The organism is Microbacterium sp. C-MGS6, assembly GCF_058140415.1.
This window is the reverse complement of sequence record NZ_CM176934.1, coordinates 792152-807223: the sequence shown is the minus strand read 5'-3', so window position 1 is coordinate 807223 and position 15072 is coordinate 792152. Positions and strand designations below refer to the sequence as shown.

13 protein-coding genes are annotated in these 15072 nt (G+C 71.2%); 4 read left to right on the top strand and 9 right to left on the bottom strand.

Going from position 1 to position 15072, the window contains the following annotated elements; all coding sequences use genetic code 11:
* Positions 1-23 precede the first annotated feature (23 nt).
* Genes AC3B5L_RS03935 through AC3B5L_RS03920 form a run of 4 tightly spaced genes read right to left on the bottom strand, consistent with a single transcriptional unit; the run spans position 24 to position 3441 of the window.
* The gene (locus tag AC3B5L_RS03935; RefSeq protein WP_259952965.1) at positions 24-1175 is read right to left on the bottom strand and encodes an AMP-binding protein; all 1152 of its coding nucleotides are present in this window, start codon (positions 1173-1175) and stop codon (positions 24-26) included.
* Positions 1176-1200: 25 nt separating this feature from the next.
* On the bottom strand, positions 1201-2142 hold the full coding sequence (locus AC3B5L_RS03930; protein ID WP_259952961.1) for a 1,4-dihydroxy-2-naphthoyl-CoA synthase: 942 nt from the start codon (positions 2140-2142) through the stop codon (positions 1201-1203).
* A gap of 5 nt (positions 2143-2147) precedes the next feature.
* Positions 2148-3107: a permease prefix domain 1-containing protein gene (locus AC3B5L_RS03925; RefSeq protein ID WP_259952959.1), complete on the bottom strand. Its 960-nt coding sequence runs from the start codon at positions 3105-3107 to the stop codon at positions 2148-2150.
* Position 3108: 1 nt separating this feature from the next.
* On the bottom strand, positions 3109-3441 hold the full coding sequence (locus tag AC3B5L_RS03920; protein WP_187663339.1) for a PadR family transcriptional regulator: 333 nt from the start codon (positions 3439-3441) through the stop codon (positions 3109-3111).
* A gap of 89 nt (positions 3442-3530) precedes the next feature.
* Between AC3B5L_RS03920 and AC3B5L_RS03915 the strand changes: the two genes are divergently transcribed.
* Complete coding sequence (locus AC3B5L_RS03915; protein WP_259952957.1) at positions 3531-4517, top strand: o-succinylbenzoate synthase; 987 nt, start codon at positions 3531-3533, stop codon at positions 4515-4517.
* Here the strand turns inward: AC3B5L_RS03915 and AC3B5L_RS03910 are convergent.
* Positions 4514-5140 (bottom strand): TetR/AcrR family transcriptional regulator, encoded by a 627-nt coding sequence (locus tag AC3B5L_RS03910; protein ID WP_259952956.1) that lies wholly within the window; start codon positions 5138-5140, stop codon positions 4514-4516. The genes AC3B5L_RS03915 and AC3B5L_RS03910 overlap by 4 nt on opposite strands.
* Positions 5141-5269: 129 nt before the next feature.
* Between AC3B5L_RS03910 and AC3B5L_RS03905 the strand changes: the two genes are divergently transcribed.
* From AC3B5L_RS03905 to AC3B5L_RS03895, 3 genes are all read left to right on the top strand, one after another.
* Positions 5270-8053 (top strand): MMPL family transporter, encoded by a 2784-nt coding sequence (locus tag AC3B5L_RS03905; RefSeq protein ID WP_259952955.1) that lies wholly within the window; start codon positions 5270-5272, stop codon positions 8051-8053.
* Positions 8050-10017 carry a YhgE/Pip family protein gene (locus AC3B5L_RS03900; protein ID WP_259952954.1) on the top strand — a complete coding sequence of 656 codons (1968 nt, stop codon included), beginning with the start codon at positions 8050-8052 and terminating at the stop codon, positions 10015-10017. The genes AC3B5L_RS03905 and AC3B5L_RS03900 overlap by 4 nt, the downstream gene beginning before the upstream one ends.
* A gap of 124 nt (positions 10018-10141) precedes the next feature.
* On the top strand, positions 10142-10732 hold the full coding sequence (locus tag AC3B5L_RS03895) for a 2'-5' RNA ligase family protein (protein WP_259952953.1): 591 nt from the start codon (positions 10142-10144) through the stop codon (positions 10730-10732).
* A gap of 106 nt (positions 10733-10838) precedes the next feature.
* Here AC3B5L_RS03895 and ccsB read toward each other — a convergent pair whose 3' ends face one another.
* Genes ccsB through AC3B5L_RS03875 form a run of 4 tightly spaced genes read right to left on the bottom strand, consistent with a single transcriptional unit; the run spans position 10839 to position 15058 of the window.
* Positions 10839-11819, bottom strand: a complete 981-nt coding sequence (gene ccsB, locus AC3B5L_RS03890; RefSeq protein WP_025104442.1) for a c-type cytochrome biogenesis protein CcsB — start codon at positions 11817-11819, stop codon at positions 10839-10841.
* A 9-nt stretch (positions 11820-11828) separates the two neighbouring features.
* Complete coding sequence (resB, locus tag AC3B5L_RS03885; RefSeq protein ID WP_259952952.1) at positions 11829-13610, bottom strand: cytochrome c biogenesis protein ResB; 1782 nt, start codon at positions 13608-13610, stop codon at positions 11829-11831.
* A 16-nt stretch (positions 13611-13626) separates the two neighbouring features.
* Positions 13627-14391 carry a cytochrome c biogenesis CcdA family protein gene (locus AC3B5L_RS03880; protein WP_259952951.1) on the bottom strand — a complete coding sequence of 255 codons (765 nt, stop codon included), beginning with the start codon at positions 14389-14391 and terminating at the stop codon, positions 13627-13629.
* Positions 14392-14407: 16 nt separating this feature from the next.
* On the bottom strand, positions 14408-15058 hold the full coding sequence (locus AC3B5L_RS03875) for a TlpA family protein disulfide reductase (RefSeq protein WP_187663330.1): 651 nt from the start codon (positions 15056-15058) through the stop codon (positions 14408-14410).
* Between the last annotated feature and the right edge of the window lie 14 nt (positions 15059-15072).

Here is a 15072-nt window from a genome sequence, read left to right as displayed (position 1 = left end):
AGTCTGGCACCCCCGTCGACGGGCTAGAGGGAGGCGACCATGCGGCGGATCGCCTCGCGGTCGGGCTTGCCTGAGGAGAGGACGTCGAGCTCGTCCACGAGGATCAGACGGGACGGACGCGCGTGGGCGCCGATCTCGCGGGCCACCGCCTCCCTGGCCTGGGCGAGCTGCTCGGACTCGCTGCGCCGCAGGGCCTCCCCGCGCGCCGCGACGATGACCGAGGCCTCCCCCCAGCGCTCGTCGTCGACGCCCACGACCACGGCCTGATGCAGCCCGGGCACCGAGCGCACGATCCGCTCCACCCGGTCCAGCGAGATGTTGATGCCGCCGGACACGATCACGTTGTCGGCGCGGCCGTGCACGCGGACCACACCGTTCTCGACGAGACCGAGGTCTCCCGTCCGGTACCAGCGGATGCCGTGCTCGTCCCTGGCGAACGTGCGCGCGGTCAGCGCCGGGTCCCCGAGATACCCCTCCGCGAGCAGGGGGCCGGCGATCCGCAGCTCCCCGTCGACGGCGCGGACGTGCACGGTGTCGAGCGGGACGCCGTCGTACACGCAGCCGCCACTGGTCTCCGTCGAGCCGTAGGTCCGCACGAGACGGACCCCGAGGTCGGCCGCCCGCTCCCGCAGCGGATCCGGGAGTGCCTGCCCGCCGACGAGGATCGCCTCATAGGCCCGCAGTGCCGCGAGCACCCCCGGCTCCCCTGTCGCGTCCAGCAACGTCGCGATCTGCGCCGGGACGAGGGAGGTGTAGAGCGCGGGGACGACACCGGCGGTCGTGGCGTGCAGCATGCCCCGCGTGGCCTCGGCGAACGCGTGCGGCGTGAACCGTCCCTCGATCCGCGTCGGCTCCGTGCCCGCGAGGATCGACCGCACCATCACCTGCAGCCCCGCGACGTAACCGGCCGGCAGCGCGAGCAGCCAGCGCCCGCTGCCGATCCGGGCGGCGGTGGCCTCCGCGCTCGCCCGCAGGGCCTCGCCGCTCAGCGCCACCCGCTTCGGGACGCCGCTGGATCCGGAGGTCGCGATCACTGCGGCGATGCCGTCGTCCACCTCCGCCGGAGCGTCGGCGAGCATGCCGAACCCGAGAGCCGGTCCCTCGTCGAGCGCCCGGAGCAGCGCCTCCCGCAGCAGCGTGGTGTCCTCGGCGTCGGTCGGGATCAGCGCGGTCACGGTCGGCTCCGTCTCTCGTGCGGACTCAGTAGTGCCAGGGGAAGGACGACCAGTCCGGGGCGCGCTTCTCGAGGAAGGAGTCCCGGCCCTCCACCGCCTCGTCGGTGCCGTAGGCGAGACGGGTGGCCTCTCCCGCGAACACCTGCTGGCCGACGAGGCCGTCGTCGACCGCGTTGAAGGCGAACTTGAGCATCCGGATCGCCGTCGGCGACTTCGTCAGCACGGTGCGCGCCATCTTCAGCGCCTCACGCTCGAGCTCGGCGTGCGGCACCACGCGGTTCACGGCGCCCGCCTCGTAGGCCCGCTGCGCCGAGTACTCCTCGGCGAGGAAGAACACCTCCCGCGCGAACTTCTGCCCCGTCTGCCGGGCCATGTAGGCGGAGCCGTACCCGGCGTCGAAGCTGCCGACGTCGGCGTCCGTCTGCTTGAAGCGCGCGTGCTCGGCCGATGCGATGGTCAGGTCGCACACCACGTGCAGCGAGTGGCCGCCGCCGGCCGCCCACCCGGGGACCACGGCGATGACGACCTTGGGCATGAACCGGATGAGCCGCTGCACCTCGAGGACGTGCAGCCGCCCGACAGCCGGGGCGGCCCCTTCCCCCTCGGTTGCTGAGTCTCCCCCTTGGGTTGCTGAGCCTGTCGAAGCATACTTGTACCCGTCGCGGCCGCGGATGCGCTGATCGCCGCCGGAGCAGAACGCCCAGCCGCCGTCCTTCGGGCTCGGTCCGTTGCCGGTCAGCAGCACCGCCCCGATGCGCGCGTCCTGCCGCGCGATGTCCAGGGCGCGGTAGAGCTCGTCGACCGTGTGCGGGCGGAAGGCGTTGCGCACCTCGGGCCGGTCGAAGGCGATGCGGGCGACCCCGCCGTCGCGGCTCACGTGCGCGGTGATGTCGGTGTAGTGCTCGGCGCCGGGCGCGAGTTCCCACTCGGCGGGATCGAACAGGTCGGAGACGAAGGCATCGGTCACGGTCTTCAGCCTATTCCCCGGGCACGCGCCGTCTTCATCCACCCGTCGACGATGTCCCAGGCCGGGAAGGCCACGAGGCAGACACCCGTGATCACCGTGAGGACGCGCATCGTGTCGGCATCCACCCCGTTGCCCGTGAACACGAACTCCAGGAAGGCCGGGTTCAGCAGTTCGCCCCGAAGGAGCAGGGTGAGCGCCCACACCGCGAAGGCGACCGCGAGGACGGTGTTCACGACGGCGGCGGCGACGGTCCACCGGCGGCGCGCGTACACGGCGACGGCCAGTCCGGCCTCGGCGATCATGAGCGCGAGGAGGACGCCGATGCCCACCGGCCAGAGCGCGGGCGCCAGGATCGGGATCGGGTCGCCGCCGGTCGGGAAGAACCCGAGCGTGGCGTCCCACACGATCGCACCGATGCCGGCGAGGAGGAACACGAGCGAGGCGATCACGTCGGCGCGAGCGGCCCCGTGCTCCGTGGGCTCGGGGAGCTGATCGACGTCCCATCGCACCCCGGTGTCCGCACCGGTGCGCTCCAGCACGACGAAGACGAGCGTGACCCAGAAGCACAGGTGCACGATCACCGACAGCATGACGGAGACGACCGCGCCGATGACCTCTCCGGGGTCGGCACCGTTGATCAGCTGTCCGATCGCGACCCCGACGGCCGCGAACGGCGGCACGATGAACAGGAGCAGCTTCAGCAGCCGCCACCAGGTGAGGTAGTACCGAGGGCCGATGAGGTGCAGCGGCCGGTCGGCGTATCCGGCGGCGAGGATGCCCGGGTCGCCGAGGTCGGTGAGGACGGCCCGTTCCGCTTCCTCCGGGCTCTCGCCCTGTTCCCGCCTCGCGTCGACGGCGTCGGCGATGGCGGCTTCGAGCTCGGCGCGGACCTCGTCCTGCGCCTCCGGTGCGAGGCTGCGGATCGTGGCGCTGATGTAACGCTCGGTGAGCGTGCTCGTGGTCATGTCAGTTCTCCTCGGGGGTGAGGGAGGCGATCGCGCCGGTGAGCGCGCGCCATTCGTCGGTGAGGGTGTCGGCCAGCCGGATGCCGGCCTCCGAGGTGCGGTAGAACTTGCGAGGACGGGCCTCGTCGGTGTTCCACTCGCTCGTCAGGTATTCCTGCTTCTCCAGACGACGGAGCAGCGGATAGAGCGTGTTCGCATCGGTGGCGAAGCCCCGGCTCTCGAGCTGCTCGAGCAGCGCGTATCCGTACTCCGGCGTGCGCAGCAGCTGCAGGCATGCCAGGACCACCGTGCCCCGACGCAGTTCCTGCAGGTGCGTGTCGAGCGTCTCGTTCATGTCGATCACATTAGTGTGTGTCACGCACCATTGTCAACGACACATCTCCGTGCCACATGTTCCCGAGGGTCGTGGCGCACAATGGGGTCATGATCCCCGCCGTCACGGAGCTCCTCGATTCCGCCCGCGTCGTCGCCCTGCCGATGCAGACCCGCTTCCGCGGCGTCGACACACGGGAGGCCCTGTTGCTCGAAGGGCCGGAGGGCTGGGCCGAGTTCTCCCCCTTCGTCGAATACGACGACGCCGAGGCGGCGACCTGGCTGGCCGCCGCGATCGACTACGCCTACGCCCCGCAACCCGCGCCGCTGCGGGATCGGGTGGGCGTCAACGCCACGGTGCCGGCCGTCGACGCCGCTCGCGTGCCCGAGGTCCTGGCGCGCTTCTCCGGATGCCGGACCGCGAAGGTCAAGGTCGCCGAGCCCGGGCAGGTGCTGGCGGACGACGTCGACCGGGTCCGCGCCGTCCGGGAGACTCTCGGGCCGGAGGGCCGCATCCGGATCGACGCCAACGGCCTGTGGAACGTCGACGAGGCCGAGCACGCCGTCCACGCGCTCGCCGCGTTCGACCTGGAGTACGTCGAGCAGCCGTGCGCCTCGGTGCCCGAGCTCGTCGAGCTGCGCCGGCGGATCGCCTACATGGGGATCCCGGTCGCGGCGGACGAGAGCATCCGGAAGTCCGGAGACCCCCTCGCCGTGGCGCGCGCGGGGGCCGCGGACATCGTCGTCATCAAAGCGCAGCCGCTGGGCGGGCTCACCCACGCGCTGCAGATCGTCACCGCGGCCGGCCTGCCCGCGGTCGTCTCCAGCGCGCTGGACACCGCTATCGGCCTGACGCAGGGAGCCGCCCTGGCCGCCGCCCTCCCGACCCTCGACTACGACTGCGGCCTGGGCACGGCCTCGCTGTTCCAGGACGACGTCGCCGACCTCCGCCCCGCCGACGGGGCGATCCCGGTCGGACGCCTGTCTCCCGACCCGTCAGCCCTCACGCGCCTCGCCGCCGCGGACGAACGCCGGGAATGGTGGCTGGCCCGCCTCGCCCGCTGCCACCACGAACTGCTCGCAGCCCGCAGCGCCTAGGACTCGACGAGGAGCTCCACGAGCCGCCCGAGCTCCTCGCCGCCGGAGTGCCGCAGCGCCGCGTCGTCGCGGCCGGCCATGGCGCCGCGGACGGTCATGCCCTCCCAGAGGATCATCAGCATGCGCGCCGCATCGGTCGCGGGCAGCCGGAGACGCAGCGTGCCCGCCGCCTCCACGATGTCCTCCACGATGCGTGCGATGCTCGCCACCATCTCGCGCTCCTGGGCGAGGTAGGCCTCGCCGAACTGCGGGTCGCGCAGGGCGCGGATCCGGATCTCGCTCATCAGCATCACGCCCAGGCGGTCGTCGCTGCCGAGCTCCATGATCTGCTGGACGAGATCTGTCGGGTCGCAGTCGTCGGCGAGCTCGCCGTCCGCCCGCATCTGCTCCACGCGAGTCCGCACGGCCGCCACCCTCGCGTCGGCGACACCGGCAGCGAGCGTCAGGAACAGCTCGTCCTTCGAGTCGAAGTTCGAGTAGAACGCCCCGCGCGTGAAGCCGGCGCGCTCGCAGACCGCCTCGACCGAGGCGCCGTCCAGACCGACCTCGGCGAACACCTGCGCGGCGGCCTCCAGCAGACGCGCCTTCGTGTTCTCCCGGCTGCGGGTGGCGGGTGACGACATCGGAACCTCCTGGCCTTCCCTCTCGACGATTCACACCCGGTGCACAGACTCCGGATGGCGGATGACCTTACGATACATCTATGTATCGGATACACCTGTGTATCCACCCGGCACCCCACGGAGATTCGCGTGTCCACACTGCTCTCGTCCCTCGGACGCTGGTCCTTCCGCCACCCGTGGCGCGTCCTCGTCTCCTGGCTCCTCGCCCTCGGCATCGCCGGAGCCGGAGCCGTGGTCCTCGGCGCCGGCACCGACAACACGTTCTCCATCCCCGGAACCGAGTCCCAGGCCGGCCTCGAGCAGCTCTCCCGCTCCTTCCCCCAGGTGAGCGGCACGAACGCCCAGTTCATCGTCGTGGCCGCGGACGGCGACGAGATCACCGATGACGAGTACCGCGAGCCGATCGAGGACGCCGTGTCGGAGCTCGGCGACCTCGACGAGGTCCTCGCCGCCACCTCGCCGTACGACGAGATGGTCAACGGCATGATCAACGACGACGACACGGCGGCGATCGTGCGCCTGCAGTTCGACGGCGAGTCCACCGACGTCTCCGAGGAGACGAAGGACGCCCTGCGCTCCACCGTCGACGAGCTCGCGGCAGAGCTCCCCGACGGTGCGCAGGCCTCGCTCGGCGGCGACCTCTTCGCGATCTCGATCCCCGGCGTCACGCTCACCGAGGCCGTGGGCCTGCTCATCGCGCTCCTCGTGCTCATCGTCACGTTCCGGTCGTTCGTCGTCGCCGGACTCCCCCTGCTCACCGCCATCCTCGGCGTCGGCATCTCCATGGCCGGGATCTTCACGGCGACCGCCTTCGCGACCGTCTCCTCCACCACGCCGCTGCTCGCCCTGATGCTCGGACTCGCGGTCGGCATCGACTACGCGCTCTTCATCGTCGCTCGCCACCAGGACCAGGTCCGAGAGGGTGTGGAGCCCGAGGAATCGGCCGCGCGAGCGGTCGGCACGGCCGGCTCGGCGGTCGTCTTCGCGGGCGTCACCGTGCTCATCGCGCTGATCGGGCTCGGCTTCGCGGGGATCCCTTTCCTCACCACCATGGGCGTCGCCGCGTCCGTGGCCGTCGCGGTCGCCGTCGCGATCGCCGTGACGCTGACCCCCGCCCTGCTCGGCTTCCTCAAGGGGCGCGTGGCCGGACGGCCGAAGCGCACGAAGGCCCCGAAGAAGGCGGCCGCGAAGGACGCCGCCACGAAGCCCCGCGGCAGCCGTCGGTGGGTGGAGGGCGTGACGAAGCACCCCGTCCTCGTCTCCCTCGCGGTCGTCCTCGGACTCGGCATCGTCGCCGTCCCCGCCCTCAGCCTCGACCTCGCCCTGCCGAACGCCGGCGTCCTGCCGAAGGACTCCGAGGCGCGACAGAACTACGACCTCGTCGGCGAGCAGTTCGGTCCCGGCTTCAACGGCCCCCTCATCCTCACCGGGACCATCGTCACCTCCACCGATCCGCTCGGTCTCATGGAAGACCTCGGAGACGCGGTGGCCGAGGTTCCCGGCGTGAAGGAGGTGGCCCTCGCCACGCCGAACGAGACCGCCGACACCGGCATCGTGCAGATCATCCCGGAGACGGCTCCCGACGACCCCGCGACGGCCGACCTCGTGCGCGAGCTCCGCAGCCACCACGACGAGTGGCTGGACGAGTTCGGCATCGACCTCAAGGTCACCGGCTTCACCGCTGTCGGCATCGACATCTCGGATCAGCTCGGCGCGGCTCTGCTGCCGTTCGGGATCTTCGTGATCGGACTCTCGCTGATCCTCCTCACCATCGTGTTCCGTTCCCTCTGGGTGCCGATCACCGCCGCGGCCGGCTACCTGCTGTCGATCGTCGCCGCCTTCGGTGTCGTCGGGGCGGTCTTCGAGTGGGGCTGGTTCGCCGACCTCCTGCATGTGGCGAAGGTCGGACCGATCATCAGCTTCATGCCGATCATCCTCATGGGCGTGCTCTTCGGCCTGGCTATGGACTACCAGGTGTTCCTGGTGTCGCGGATGCGCGAGGACTTCGTGCACGATCCCGACCTGCGCCAGGGTGCGGGGTCGGTGGACCGCGCCACCCGGCGTGCGGCGGCCCTGCGCGCCGTACGGAGCGGGTTCACCGGGTCGGCGAAGGTCGTCACGGCAGCCGGGCTCATCATGTTCGCGGTGTTCGTGGCCTTCGTACCCGAGGGCGACTCCTCCCTCAAACCCATCGCCCTCGGACTCGCCGCCGGCATCGCCTTCGACGCCTTCCTCGTGCGGATGACGCTGATCCCGGCGCTGATGGCGATCCTCGGCGAGCGCGCCTGGGAGATCCCGTCGTGGCTGGAGCGGATCCTCCCTCGGGTGGACATCGAGGGCGAGGCGGTGGAGCGCGAACGGCACCTCGAAGCCTGGCCGGGAGACGGGTCGCTCGTCGCCGCGGACGACCTGGAGCTCGGCGCGGGACTCCCCGCGGCGCAGGGCCTGTCCCTGCGGGTCGCGCCCGGCGCGGCCCTGATCGTCAGCGGCGCTGATGCCGGAACACTGCGCGCCCTCGCGCTCACCGTCGGCGCGCGGATCGCCCCAGCCGACGGACGCCTCCGCGTCGCCGGGCACCTGCTCCCCGGTCGTGCGGCGTGGGTCCGCTCGCACGTGGGTTGCGTGCTCGCCGACGACGGATCCGTCCTCGCCGACCTCCGCGAAGCCCTCCGCGGTCGTTCCGAGCTCGTCGTGATCGACGGCGCGGACCGGCTTCGCGGCGGCGAGCGCGACCAGGTGGCCGCGATGCTGCGCGACGCGAAGTCCCGCCGGAGTCTCGCCGTCTTCGCCACCGCCGCCGATCCCGACGCGGCCCGTTCCCTTCTCGCGGAGGCCGGATGGCCGTCCGCCGACGTTCTCGACACGCGCGCGCCCCGCCCGAGCGCCGCAGAAACGACCGAGGTGCCCGCATGACCCTCCCCCTCGAGCGTGCCCGCTCGCGCAAACCCATCACCTGGCTGACGATCCTCGGCGTCCTGCTGCTGCCGGCAGCGGTCGGCGGCATCCTCATGGCGGCGCTCTACAACCCGACCGAACGCCTCGACTCCATGACCGCGGCCATCGTGAACCTCGACGAACCCGTCGAGATCGACGGCCAGACCACTCCCCTGGGACGCCAGCTCGCCTCCGGGCTCGTCGAGGGGTCGGACGACCTCGACTCGAATCTCACGTGGGTCATCTCCAACGAGGAGGACGCCGCCGACGGACTCGCCGACGGCTCGTACCAGGCCGTCATCACGATCCCCGAGGACTTCTCGGCCGCGGCGACCTCCGCGGGCCAGGCGGTCGCCGACGGCGGCGGGGACGCGGAGCAGGCGACGATCCAGGTGACGACGCCCGACGACGGCCTCGTGGCCGACGACCTCATCACCGGACAGATCGCCGACGTGGCGGCCTCGACGCTCGGCACCATGCTGTCCGAGGCGACGACCGAGAACATCCTCGTCGGCTTCACCACCATCGGCGACCAGATCGGCGATGCGGCGGACGGGGCCCTGGAGCTGGCGAAGGGCGCCCGCGACGCGGCCACCGGCGCCGCCGCCCTCCCGGAGGGCGCGACGCAGCTCGCCGCCGGTGCCGGAGAGCTGGGCACGGGGGCCTCCACCCTCGCGTCCGGCCTCGACACGATCGCGGGGCAGACCCGGCAGGCCGCGACCGGCGCCGGCACCATCGGTGCGGGACTCACCTCCGCGGCGACCGAGCTGCAGGGCCGGGTCGCCGGCGTCCAGAAGCTCACCGGTAGCATCCAGTCGGCGGGCGCGTCGGCGAAGTCGGCCGCGACGGACTCGGCCACGGTCGCACAGGGTCTCGGGACGATGGCGGCCACGGCGTGCGCCGCCGATCCGGAATCGCCGGAGTGCGGACAGCTCTCCGGCCTCGCCTCGAAGGCGGCGGCAGCGGCCACGTCGGCCGGAACCGCCTCCGGCATCCTCAACAACGAAGAGGTTGCCGCGGGTGTGGCCGCGCTTCCCGGAACCTTCTCCACCCTGGGCACTCAGCTCGGCGAGGCGGGCGCCGGGGCGACAGAGCTCGCCGGCGGGCTCAATCGCCTCGCGAGCGAGGGCGTGGATCAGTCCGCGGCGGGAGCGCGAGCCCTGTCGTCCGGCGCGACGCAGCTCGCCGACGGCGCGACCCAGCTCGCCGACGGCAGCACGGAGCTCGCCACCGGCCTCGACACCCTCGCGACCGGCACCGGCGACCTCGCGGGCGGACTGCGCACCGCGGCGGACTCCCTCCCGTCCTTCAGCGACGAGGAGTCGACGTCGCTGGCCTCGGTGATCGCCGATCCCGTGGCGACCGACTCCTCGATGGGCTCGCTCTTCGGTCCCACCGCGATCCCGCTGCTCACCGCGGTGGTGCTGTGGTTCGGCGGTCTCGCGTCGTTCCTCGTCCTCCGCGCCCACACGGCACGCACGCTCACGTCGCGACGCTCGTCCGCCTCCCTCACCCTCCGCGCGTTCTGGCCGGCCGCGGCGATCGGCGCCGCGCAGGGTCTGCTCGTCTCCCTCATCGTGCAGACCGTGGCGGACTATGACGTTGCGGCATGGTGGGCGTTCGCGGGCACCGCCGTCCTCGCCGGGGTGGTGTTCGCCGCCGTGAACCAGGCCCTCGTGGCGGTGTTCGGCGGCGTCGGACGCTGGATCGCCGCACTGATCGGCGTCATCGCCGTGGCGACGGGACTGATCTCGACCGTGCCCGACTGGCTCGCGAGCATCGGGGCCGCCCTCCCGACCGCACCGGCCTTCGCGGGTCTCGTGGAGGCGAGCGGGGCCGCCGTCGCCGCCCTCGTAGTCTGGGGCGTGCTCTCGATGGTCGCCACGACGGTGGTCGTCGCGGTCCGTCGCACGACCACCGCCCGCGCCGTCGTCACCGCCTGACCCCCGGGCACAACTTCGGAGATCACGGACGACACGCCGCCGGACACCCCCTGCCGACGGCGTGTCGCGTCCGTTCTCCGAAACAGTGCACGGACGCGACGACGACACCCCGTACCCTCGTGCCATGCGCCGACCGTTCATGGACACTCCGGACCAGCTCGCGAGCCTCGAAGGACAGCAGTATCTCGTGCTCCGGCCGACGGAGGCCGTCGCTTCTGAATATCGGGCCATCCAGGAGGGCGCGCTCGATCGCCTGGGGACGCCCCTGCGGCATCCGCACACGGAGCACGTGACGCTTCGCGGCTTCTTCGAGCCGGAGCGCCGGGAGGAGCTGCGGGCCCTGATCCGCGCCTGGGCCGCGGAACAGAGTCCTCTCGAACTCACCGCCGACGCCGTGGACGTCTTCCCCGCGCCGTGGCAGATCGTGATCCTGCGCCTCGCCCGCACCCCCGCGCTCGTGCACGCATACGCCTCGCTGACGGAGGTGCTCCGGCCGACGGACTTCCGTCGCCTCGACGAGCTCTCCGTCGAGGACTGGACCTTCCACCTCTCGGTGCTCTACGGCAAGACGCTGGATCCCGAGACATGGCAGCAGCTCGCCGCCACCGAGGTCCGTCCGCTCACCCCCGCGCCGACGGAGGTCGTCACCGAGGCCGAGTTCGTCTGGTACGAGGGCGGCGTCGAGCACGCCGAGGTCATCCCCCTCCGCGGCTGAGCTCCGTCCCGGCGGGCACGACTTCGGAGATGCCGGACGACACACCGCGACCGAGGTCCGCCCGTCGGCGTGCCCCTCGCGATCTCCGAAGCTGTGCTCGGCCGGTTCAGCTCAGGCCGGAGTAGGCGTGCAGGCCCTTGAAGAAGACGTTGACGATGGTGAAGTTGAAGATCACGGCGGTGAAGCCGACGATCGACAGCCAGGCCGAAGGGTTGCCGCGCCAGCCGCGGGTCGCCCTGGCGTGGATGTACCCGGCGTAGAGCACCCAGATCACGAAGGTCCAGGTCTCCTTCACGTCGAAGCCCCAGAAGCGGCTCCACGCGTAGTACGCCCAGATGGACCCGGCGATGAGGGTGAAGGTCCAGAGGATGAAGCCGATGATCGTGAACAGGTACGCCAGGCTCTCCAGGCGCTCCGCCGGCGGGAACGTGCGCAGGAAGCCGGGGCCGGTCTTGGCCGCCCCCTCACCGAGCAGCCGCTCGCGCCGGGCCTGCATGAGCTGGATCACCGAGAGCGCGAAGGCGAGGGCGAAGAACGCTGTCGCGAGCGAGGCGACGAACACGTGGATGATCAGCCACACGCTCTTCAGCGGGTCCATCAGCGGCGAGACCTCGACGTAGAAGTTCGTCGCGCCCAGCCCGAGCAGCACCACGACGAGGCCCGTGATGAAGGTGCCGAGGAAGCGCAGGTCGAGGCGGGTGAGCACCGCCAGGTAGACGGCGATGATGAGCAGCGTTCCGACCATGCCGAACTCGTACAGGTTCGCCCACGGCACCCGACCGGCCGCGATGCCGCGCGTCACAGCGGCGGCGAGGTGGAACACGAAGCCGAGCACGGTGAGCGAGGTGCCGATTCGCGCCATGACGAAGCGCTGCGGCTTCGGAGCTCCGGGCGCATCGACGGGTGCGGAAGCCGAGACGCCACCGGAACGACCGGCGGCCACGAGCTCGCCCTCGCGGACGGTGTGGGCGTCGGCCGTCGCCTGCGAGCGGCGCGCGAGATCGAAGGCGTAGGCCACGAAGGCCGCCGCGTAGATCGCGATCGCCGTCCACAGCAGGACGGGCGAGATCACGGTGAGCTCGAGCATGGTGTCAGTCTACTTTCCGGGTGCCGGGGCCGCAGGGTCCGCGGCGGCGTCCGCGGCATCCTCGTCGGCGTCTTCAGGGGTACGGGCGGCCGTGCCGCCCGCGGCGTCGAGCAGCCGGGCGTGCCCGGCACGGAGGTCGTCCACGGCGCGGGCCAGCGTGGGGTCTTCCCCTCGAGCCAGGGCCGCGTACTCGAGGTCGACCGCGCCGTCCGTCGCGGTGGCCTTCACCCACACGCGCCGACGCGGCACGAACAGGGCGAGCATGAGGCCGCCGAGGGCGAGCAGCGCGAAGCCGAGCACGAACACCCCGGACTCGTCGCGGTGGATCTGCAGGGAGGCGAAGCGCTTGACGGACTCCGAGGTGTCGGTGGCGCCCTCCGGCGACTCGTCGTCGAAGGTCACCGAGCCGAGGCCGTTCGGCAGCTGCGCGGTCTCACCCGGGGACAGCTCGATCGACTCGACGTCGGTGCTGCGTCCGGTGAGCTTGGTCATGTCGGAGGTGTCGAGCACGTAGACCGAGCGCGGCACACCGTCGTTGATCCCGAGGTCACCCGTGTACACGTCGAGCGTGAGCGTCGGGTTCGTGAGGTCGGGGTACGCCGAGAAGAAGGCGCCCGTGTCGAGCACGCCCGTGGTCGGGTAGAAGAAGCCGACGAGGCCCACCTGCTCGGCCAGGCCGTCCGGGACCTTGAGCACCCCGAGCGAGGTCATGTTGTTGTCCTGTGGGAGGAACGGCGTGCTGTTGTGGAACACCACGTTTCCCTCGGGGTCGCGCACCGTCACCGTCGGGGCGTACCCGTTGCCGAGCAGGAACACGTCGTCGTCGGCCACGCCCAGCGGCTCGTTGACCTTGACGGCGCCCTCGCGCTCCTCGCCGTTCTCCTGGATGGTCATGTTCGCGGAGAAGTTGCCCGCCTGGCCGGAGCCCGGCTCGCCGAACGGCTGATACGTGACGTCGAAGGAGTCGAGCCGCATCGAGTACGGCGCGAAGGAGTCGTCGGCCACGAAGCGGCCACGGTTCATCGAGTCGTAGTCGAGCAGCGTGTTGGCGAAGGTCTCCCCCTCGACGAGCACGCGCTGCCCGGTGTAGGCGAAGCCGCCGCCGACGCCGATCGTCACGAGCACGCCGACGAGGGCGAGGTGGAAGAGCAGATTGCCCGTCTCCCGCCAGTAGCCGCGCTCGGCCGACACGGAGTACGTGCGCCCCCGGTCGTAGCGCTCCACGCGGTAGCCGAGCGCCTTGAGCTGCTTCGTGGCAACGTCGATCGAGGCGGCCGCCTCCGCAGCGGCGTCTCCGGTGCGGGTGCCGGAGTCGGCGACCGTGTCGCGGGTGACGGCGCGGTAATCCTCCAGGCGTCGCAGTCGCGCGGGCGTGCGCGGCGGACGGGCCTGCAGCGCCTTCGCGTGGTGCTTGATGCGCGGGATGACGCAGCCGACGAGCGAGGTGAACAGCAGCAGGTAGATCGCCGAGAACCAGGGCGACAGATACACGTCGAAGAGCTTGAGCCCGTCGAGCACCGGGAACAGATCGGGGTTGTCGCGCTCCCACTGCGTCACGCCGTTCGGGTCGGCCATCCGCTGCGGGAAGATCGACCCGGGGATGGCCGCGATCGCCAGCACGAGCAGCAGGACGAGCGCCGTACGCATGGAGGTGAGCTGCCGCCACCCCCACCGCAGCCAGCCGACGAATCCGAGGCGCGGCTGGGTGATCGTGTCGTCGCCGTCGACGTGGTCGGACGGGCGGAGCGGATCGCTGGAGTCGTTGGTCACGGCACCCTTGTTCTTCGTCATGGTCGTCTCGGAGCGGTCAGAGCGGGAGGATGACACTGCCGATCACCGCCGTCAGCCGCGACATGATGTCGGTCCACAGGCCGGTGACCATCAGGACACCGAGGAGGATCAGCAGCACGCCGCCGAGGATGTTCACGACCCGGATGTGGCGGCGCAGGAACCCGATGGCCTTGGTCGCCCAGCCGAAGCCGAGGGCGACGAGCAGGAACGGGATGCCGAGTCCCAGCGAGTAGGCGAGGCCGAGGAACCCCGCACGCACGGGATCTCCGGCATTGAAGGAGAGCGCGAGGATGGCGGCGAGCGTCGGGCCCATGCAGGGCGCCCAGCCGATGCCGAGCGCGACGCCGAGGAGCGGAGCACCGACCATCCCGGCCTTCGAGTCGACGTGGAAGCGGACCTCCTTCTGCGCGAACCCGAAGAGCCCGAGGAAGACCAGGCCCATCGCGATGATGACGACGCCGAGGATGCGGGTGATGAGGTCGCCCCACTGGAGCAGGAACACGCCAGCAGTGCCGCCGAGCACCGTGTAGAGGATGAAGACCACGGTGAAGCCGAGGATGAACAGCAGCACGCCGAGGACGGGGCGGCTTCGGGTGGCCGTCTGGGTGGTGCCGCCGGTCGTCGACGATCCCCGCGGTGCCACGGCTCCGCCGAGGAAGCCGAGGTAGCCGGGCACGAGCGGGAGCACGCACGGCGAGAGGAACGAGACGAGTCCGGCGAGCATGGCCACCGGGATCGCGATCCAGAGGGCGCCGGAGCCGATGATCGCTTCGGGGCTCATGACGACCTCGCGGACATCAGGAGTCCTCCGCGAGCGCGTCCTTGACGAGCGTGGAGAGGACGGAGGTGCCGTCGATCGGACCGATGATCTTCGCGGCGACGCGCCCCTGCTTGTCGAGCACGAGCGTGGTGGGGGTCGCCGAGATCGGCACGACCTTCGCGAAGGCGAGCTTGGCTTCGGCGGTGTCGACGTCGATGAGGCTCGGGTACGTGATCCCGAACTCGTCGGCGAACGCGGCCGCGGTGTCGGCCTGATCCCGCGTGTTGATGCCGATGAACTGCACGTCCGCGTCGCTGTGCTCCTGCCAGACCGCCTCCAGGTCGGGGGCCTCCACGCGGCACGGGGCGCAGCCGGCGTACCAGAAGTTGACGACCGCGACCTGTCCTGCGATGTCGGCACTGTCGAAGTCCTCGCCGTGCTCCGTGACTCCGGCGAACTCGACCGGCTCGCCACGCTCGGCGACGGGGATCTCGACGATCGCGCCGTCGGCGGCGACGTACCCGGTGTTCTCGCCGCTCAGGAACGACTCGCTCACGGCGTCGGGGGCGCAGGCGCTCAAACCGACGGCGAGCACCGCAGCGAGCGCGGCTCCGCCCAGGCGGCCGAGGGGCCGAAGACGGGAGGGGCGGCCGTTGCGGATCGGGTGAATCCTGGAAGCGCGGGACACGTCTCCGAGTTTAC

What these genes read in the sequence shown, in the direction of transcription:
- resB (WP_259952952.1), bottom strand. Translation starts at nt 13,610, where the DNA reads ATGACGAAGAACAAGGGTGCCGTGACCAACGACTCCAGCGATCCGCTC.
- AC3B5L_RS03925 (WP_259952959.1), bottom strand. Translation starts at nt 3,107, where the DNA reads ATGACCACGAGCACGCTCACCGAGCGTTACATCAGCGCCACGATCCGC.
- AC3B5L_RS03920 (WP_187663339.1), bottom strand. Translation starts at nt 3,441, where the DNA reads ATGAACGAGACGCTCGACACGCACCTGCAGGAACTGCGTCGGGGCACG.
- AC3B5L_RS03900 (WP_259952954.1), top strand. Translation starts at nt 8,050, where the DNA reads ATGACCCTCCCCCTCGAGCGTGCCCGCTCGCGCAAACCCATCACCTGG.
- AC3B5L_RS03895 (WP_259952953.1), top strand. Translation starts at nt 10,142, where the DNA reads ATGCGCCGACCGTTCATGGACACTCCGGACCAGCTCGCGAGCCTCGAA.
- ccsB (WP_025104442.1), bottom strand. Translation starts at nt 11,819, where the DNA reads ATGCTCGAGCTCACCGTGATCTCGCCCGTCCTGCTGTGGACGGCGATC.
- AC3B5L_RS03915 (WP_259952957.1), top strand. Translation starts at nt 3,531, where the DNA reads ATGATCCCCGCCGTCACGGAGCTCCTCGATTCCGCCCGCGTCGTCGCC.
- AC3B5L_RS03880 (WP_259952951.1), bottom strand. Translation starts at nt 14,391, where the DNA reads ATGAGCCCCGAAGCGATCATCGGCTCCGGCGCCCTCTGGATCGCGATC.
- AC3B5L_RS03910 (WP_259952956.1), bottom strand. Translation starts at nt 5,140, where the DNA reads ATGTCGTCACCCGCCACCCGCAGCCGGGAGAACACGAAGGCGCGTCTG.